This is a genomic window from Proteus sp. G2609 (assembly GCF_963896135.1).
Taxonomy (GTDB): Bacteria; Pseudomonadota; Gammaproteobacteria; order Enterobacterales; family Enterobacteriaceae; genus Proteus; species Proteus mirabilis.
In genome coordinates, this window is sequence record NZ_CAWQNB010000005.1 from 34450 (window position 1) to 40449 (window position 6000).

Below are 6000 nucleotides of genomic sequence, written 5' to 3' on the forward strand. Positions count from 1 at the left end.
ATCACGATAGACAGATATAATTATCGGTTAGTCACCGACAATCATTGATTCGAATAAATCAAGCAGATCAATTTTATCTTAATAAAAAGACGATAAATATTATTCGTTTTTATACAAAATAATGACTAAAATAATATAGAAACACCTCAATAATATATGGTTATTTATATTCTCTATATTATTTTTAATAAAATACGGTAATAAAATGCGGTATAGTTAATTAATTAAATAATTGCAGTAAGGCAAGCAATAGTACCAAATAGAATACCGGGAGCATTAGCAATCGCAACGGGATATTCTTTACTTTTCACACCATAATAAGTCCATAATAAACAGTTTATGGCTGCAACAAAAGGCTGAAATGGGCTAGTTTTAATGCCATTAAGATTGTCCATTATTTGTGGAATATAAGAGACATACATACCACAGGCAGTGACTGTTGCTATCCAACTGACTAATGTGACAATATTAATTTCATTTAGCGTGGCGAGTTTCTGTTTAATTTTCCTCATTAATTTATTTATTGGGTTATTCGCTAATCTAATTCCACGATAAGGAACAAGGCTTGTTGAGGTAGATTCATCGAGTAAAGTAAGATTTTCAGGATCTGTTTCGTTTTGCATCACGCCTCCTACTGTTATTTATCCAATATATAAGAATGAATTTTTTATGTTGGATAATAAATATAACTATTACCAGTTCTAGCATAAGTAAAAGAATATTGTCAAATAAGCAAAATGGGAGAATAAAGCAGTTAAATTAAATGCTAAATAATCATTATTAACATAAAATCTACATTTTTCATTATTCTAAGAGGTTAGCTATTTAACATTTCCAAACACTAAGCAATTACACTTAGCAGCGAAAAATAATAAACTAAAATATAACAAGTTATTGCTTCTTTACCTAAAAAAATTAGCGCAACACAACCATAAACAAGGAACCAAAAGAGTCAGTTCGTTAATATTGATTTACAGTAATATTACAGACTATTTCCCTGACATTACATTGTTTGTATTACTCATGAATATCCTGTGGATAACTCTGTGAGTATTTTTGTAACCCTATCTATATTAAGTGATTAAGTCTATTTTCACTTTATTAACATAATTAAAAAATCAATGACTTACGATGCATTACTAATTATATTGAATTAATTAGATATACATCAATTAATGTGGATAGTTATATTATGAAGGAAATATGAAGAATAAAAAAATGGCACTCACAAACAATGGGTGCCATTTTTATCTAACATTGGTAGCTATTTCTACTTATCTATCAATTAGCAATAACTTATCAATTATTTTTTCATCAGTAATTGATTGACGACATCAGAATAAGCTTTTGCATACTCTTCTGGTGATTTAGCACTAATGCCATCATTTTTCATTTTATATTTACCATCAATAACCATTGCCGGTACACCATTAATTTGGAAATCAGTTACCGCATTTTGTTGTTGGCTTACCAATGAGTTAACCACAAAACTATTAATTGCTGCATCATAATCTTCCGCTTTTACCCCTGCATTAATAAAGGTAGTGCGAATATCATCAACAGAGCGAATAGATTGTGTTTCTTGTATTCCTTTAAATAAGGCTGGAGAGACTTGGTCTTCAACACCTAATGCAATAGCAACCGCCCATGCACGGGTCATCTCTTTACCTAACGGCCCTAAGAAGTCAACGTGGTAACGAGCCATTTTGGTGTTTTCTGGTACATTTTTTTCAACCGTGCTATTGACCTTATACACTTCAGAAAACTGATAGCAATGAGGGCAATAAAAAGAGAAAAATTCAACCACTTGTGGAGCACCTGCAACAGGCTTAGAAAGATTTGTATACTGCTTACCTTCAGAAATATCGGCAGCTGAAACACCAAATGCTAACACCATACTTGCTAACGCCAGCCAAATTTTTTTCATTTCGTATTATCTCCTAAAAATTAATACATTGGGCTAAGTTGTAAAGGTGGCTCATTTAATTGCTCCACTTGCCCTTTAAATAAAGCGAGTTGTTTAAACCAAAAGTCTTGCTCTTGAAACCAAACAAAGGTTCTTGGAAAAGCAGGATCCTTCCAGCGCTTTAATACCCATGCGATATAATGCACCATTCTCATCGCACGTAGAGGTTCAATTAATGATAGTTCTCTCACATCAAAATCTTGATATTCATTATAAGACTCAAGCAATGTATCTAGCTGTATAAGCTGATCTTGCTTTGAGCCACTTAATAACATCCAAAAATCTTGAATTGCACTTCCCATACGAGAATCATCAAAATCAACCATAACGACTTCATCACGCCACAATATATTGCCGGGATGACAATCCCCATGTAGTCGTAATTTTTTCCATGTTGAGTCTGATAATTTAGGACTCACTTCATGAATAATTTTATCAATAGCATCAATAAATTGAGATTTTAATTGCGTTGGAACTAAATCACTTTGTTCAAATTCTAATTTTGGCGCGACCAAATAGTCCGCAACAGACAGTGTCGGCCGATATTGATAGCTCTTTTTTCTACCTATTTGGTGGATACGTCCTAATGTCCGCCCCACCTCTTCAAGCTGAAATAGATTATCAGTTTCATATGCTCTTCCCCCAATACTTGGGAATAATGCAAAATAAAACCCTTCATTAGAAAGATGAACTGTTTCGCCTTTTACCTCGATAGGCGCTGCGACAGAAACCTGTGCCTCTTTTAGCGCTAAAACAAATTCATGTTCTTCTTTTATTTGTGAATAGCTCCAACGTTGAGGACGATAAAATTTCACCACATAACGTTGTTTGTGCTCATCCATAAACTGAAAAACACGATTTTCGTAGCTGTTTAATTCCGTCAGCCCTGAATCAGGATAAAACCCAATATTAATTAGCGCATCCCAAATACTATCGGGAGACAATCCTTGAAAATTAAATGAGGCAGATATGGCCATGTCCTATCCTGAAATTAATCTTTAATCACACCGCGAGCACGTAAAATAGCTGTTTTGAAATCTTCTTCATAATCTTTCTTCAGCCCAGGAATAACATCTGTAGGTGCGGTATTGCGCATTTTTAGATGATAGATCAAAATATCATCAGTTAGATCAGCAAGTTGACCTTTAAAACCTGCTTCATCCGCCAGTTTCTGTAATAATTGAACTAAGTTTAAATCAGAATGCTCTTCCCATACTGGGTGCAATAATTCCATCACTTCATTAAGACGGTGACATTTCATACAAAAAATCCTTATTATTAAAATAACAACAAAGTACCAAGTATTCTCTAAGAGAAAAAGACAACCTCTGTCAATCTGCGTAAATATTACGCTTTTTTAAAAAAATTGCTGTTGCTTTACATGTAACCAGAATAAGTTCGTGCTTTCTATTACTATATCGTCTTTACTTGATAAGTATTGTTCGCAATTTTTCGCAAACTCATTCACAAATATTGACTATGAAAAACCAGAATATCACAGGCGGTATACTCGCCGGTGGCCAAGCTACTAGAATGGGAGGCGCTGATAAAGGGCTTCAACTCTTACATGGGCTACCTTTATACCTCCATATTGCCCAAAAGTTATCACCACAGGTTGCCTCTATTCTGATTAGTGCAAACCGTAATCTAGAACGCTATCGCCAAAGCCAGTATCCTGTTATCACCGATGAAACCAGTGATTTTTCCGGTCCTTTAGCTGGAATGCTGGCATTATTAAAACAAGCTCAAACCCCTTGGGTTGTGTTTGTTCCTTGTGATGTCCCCTATTTTCCTAGCAATTTGGTTGAAACGCTCTATCGTCACAAAGGGGATGCCTTAGCCGCCTATGCCGACGATGGGCAGCGAGAGCATCCAACACTGGCACTGTTAAATCGTTGTCTTATTCCAACACTTGAGGCTTATCTCGCTCAAGGTGACCGTAAATTAATGCTATTTATGCGCCAAATCGCTGCTAAACCGGTTTTATTTGCTAATCAGGCCGCAGCCTTTATTAATTTAAACACACCTGAAGATATAGCAAACGCCAATCACATAGCAAAATAGGAGCTCATAAGATGACACAAAATCAGTTACCGCTGTTAGGGATCACCGCTTGGAGTGGTACAGGTAAAACAACCTTACTAAAAAAACTTATTCCTTTGTTGCGTAACAGAAATATTCGGGTTGGTATGATAAAACATACCCATCATGATATGGATGTCGATAAACCAGGCAAAGACAGCTATGAACTTAGAAAAGCCGGAGCCGAACAAACATTAGTCGCTAGTCAACAACGTTGGGCATTAATGACCGAAACCCCTGATTTAGCTGAGCTGGATTTGTACTATCTCGCTTCTCGTTTTGATGCAAGTAAACTCGATATGATTTTAGTGGAAGGTTTCAAAACAGAGGCTATCCCTAAAATTGCACTTTACCGCCATATCAATGAGCGAAGTGTTAATGAGTTATTGGATGAGCATGTGATTGCACTAGCTAGTGATAGTGATTTAGACACCCCCCTCCCACTGCTAGATATTAATTCGCCAGAAGCTATTGCTGAATTTATTAGTGATTGGCTACAACAGCAAAAATAGCATTTCATCTTTTTTCAATAAAGCTTAACAAGCATTATCACAAAGAAGGAAGAATATTTCCCTTCTTTGTGACCAACGAAAATAACATACTAAGAAAAAATGACAGCCTGATAGGGCTGGAGAACAAGATCACCTTGTTTATTTGTCACTATTGGACTGTTATGCAGATAAAGGTGTTCGATACTTACCGACAATACTTTTTCTTCCTGACTAAAATTACAGTAAATATTAACGGATTTTTCTTGATGAGTTCGCTTAAAGGCAATCACATTATCAGGAGCAGTAAGTGGTGTGAATATCCCATAAATTAAAATATCGCTGATTTCTGAGTGACGTCTTAATGTAATTAGTTGTTGGTAATAAGCAAAAAGAGAAGTTTTATCTTGACGTTGTTGCTCTGCATTAATTTTTTTATAATTCGGGTTTATCTTTAGCCACGGTTTTCCTACAGTAAAGCCCGCATTATTCTTATTATTCCACTGAAAAGGAGTTCTTGAATTATCCCGACTACGATCATTAAAATATGCCATCATCTGTTCATCGCTATAACCCAAATTTTTACCCCATTCATATAATTTGGCTACATGCAGATCGTTATGTTCTTCAAGCGTCATAGGACAATTTGTCATACCTATTTCTTGCCCTTGATAAATAAAGGGAGTGCCGCGTTGTGTTAATAAAAAAGTGGCTAACATTTTGGCACTGATGGGGTCAATTGCCTCTTTAGGAATAAATTTATTTAATGAACGCGGTTGATCATGATTTTCAAGATAAGGAGCTCCCCAGCCTACACGCTGGGTGTCTAATTGACTTTTGATAAAGACAGGTTTTAATTTTTCACCAGTAATAGGCGCTGTTGTGAATGGTTTTTGATGATAAATATCTAGATCAGCAATACTGAAATCGAATACCATTGAAAAATAGCCATTTTCCCCTACATAATTCTGTAGATCTTTTTCTGGTACATCAATTTCAGCAACCGTCATACAGTTAGCGGGCTTAAACGTTTTTTCTGCTAATTCAGTTAAAAATTTATCCAAAGCACCGTAAAATCCCGTCCTTCAGGTCGGGGATATAAGGCGCGGTTTTTTAACTAACTCGGTGTTTCCTGTTGCTCAATGTACTGGCGGATAATGGATATTGGTGCGCCACCACAACTCCCCGCGAAATAACTCGGCGACCAAAGAACCCCCTTGTAGTAATCACGTTGGGCAATATCAGGACGATCACGTCGAAGTAATCGACTCGATACCCCTTTAAGGCTGTTAACCAGATTAGATATCGCCAGTTTTGGCGGGTAATTAATCAGTAAATGAACGTGATCCCGTTCCCCATCCATTTCAACCAGTTCAACATCAAAATCAGCACAAACACTGACAAAGTAGCTTCGCAATTTTTCAATTGCATCCTGATCAAATATTTTTCGCCGGTATTTTGTGA

Annotated in this window: 8 protein-coding genes; 2 read left to right on the forward strand and 6 right to left on the reverse strand. The window is 36.0% G+C overall.

The annotated features are described in order from the left end of the window. Window positions 1-224: 224 nt before the first annotated feature. The 4 genes from AACV01_RS02150 to AACV01_RS02165 all read right to left on the reverse strand — a co-directional run bounded on the left by AACV01_RS02150 (window position 225) and on the right by AACV01_RS02165 (window position 3227). Window positions 225-623, reverse strand: coding sequence for a SemiSWEET family transporter (locus tag AACV01_RS02150; protein WP_004246864.1), 399 nt, complete (start codon window positions 621-623; stop codon window positions 225-227). A gap of 680 nt (window positions 624-1303) precedes the next feature. Next, complete coding sequence (dsbA, locus tag AACV01_RS02155) at window positions 1304-1927, reverse strand: thiol:disulfide interchange protein DsbA (RefSeq protein WP_004246863.1); 624 nt, start codon at window positions 1925-1927, stop codon at window positions 1304-1306. A 20-nt stretch (window positions 1928-1947) separates the two neighbouring features. Beyond that, window positions 1948-2943: a serine/threonine protein kinase gene (locus AACV01_RS02160; protein WP_004246862.1), complete on the reverse strand. Its 996-nt coding sequence runs from the start codon at window positions 2941-2943 to the stop codon at window positions 1948-1950. A gap of 14 nt (window positions 2944-2957) precedes the next feature. After that, window positions 2958-3227, reverse strand: coding sequence for a YihD family protein (locus tag AACV01_RS02165; RefSeq protein WP_004246861.1), 270 nt, complete (start codon window positions 3225-3227; stop codon window positions 2958-2960). Window positions 3228-3445: 218 nt separating this feature from the next. On the opposite strand from AACV01_RS02165, the gene mobA reads away from it, so the two are divergent. After that, window positions 3446-4030, forward strand: a complete 585-nt coding sequence (gene mobA / locus AACV01_RS02170; protein WP_161682345.1) for a molybdenum cofactor guanylyltransferase MobA — start codon at window positions 3446-3448, stop codon at window positions 4028-4030. Window positions 4031-4041: 11 nt separating this feature from the next. Further along, on the forward strand, window positions 4042-4560 hold the full coding sequence (gene mobB, locus AACV01_RS02175; protein ID WP_020946374.1) for a molybdopterin-guanine dinucleotide biosynthesis protein MobB: 519 nt from the start codon (window positions 4042-4044) through the stop codon (window positions 4558-4560). A gap of 89 nt (window positions 4561-4649) precedes the next feature. Here mobB and AACV01_RS02180 read toward each other — a convergent pair whose 3' ends face one another. Then, entirely contained in the window at window positions 4650-5600 is a 951-nt protein-coding gene (locus tag AACV01_RS02180) for an alpha-amylase family glycosyl hydrolase (protein ID WP_237584982.1), read from the reverse strand. 53 nt (window positions 5601-5653) lie between these two features. Next, window positions 5654-6000: IS200/IS605 family transposase (gene tnpA / locus AACV01_RS02185; RefSeq protein WP_161682347.1), on the reverse strand; the 347-nt coding region annotated here is incomplete at its 5' end.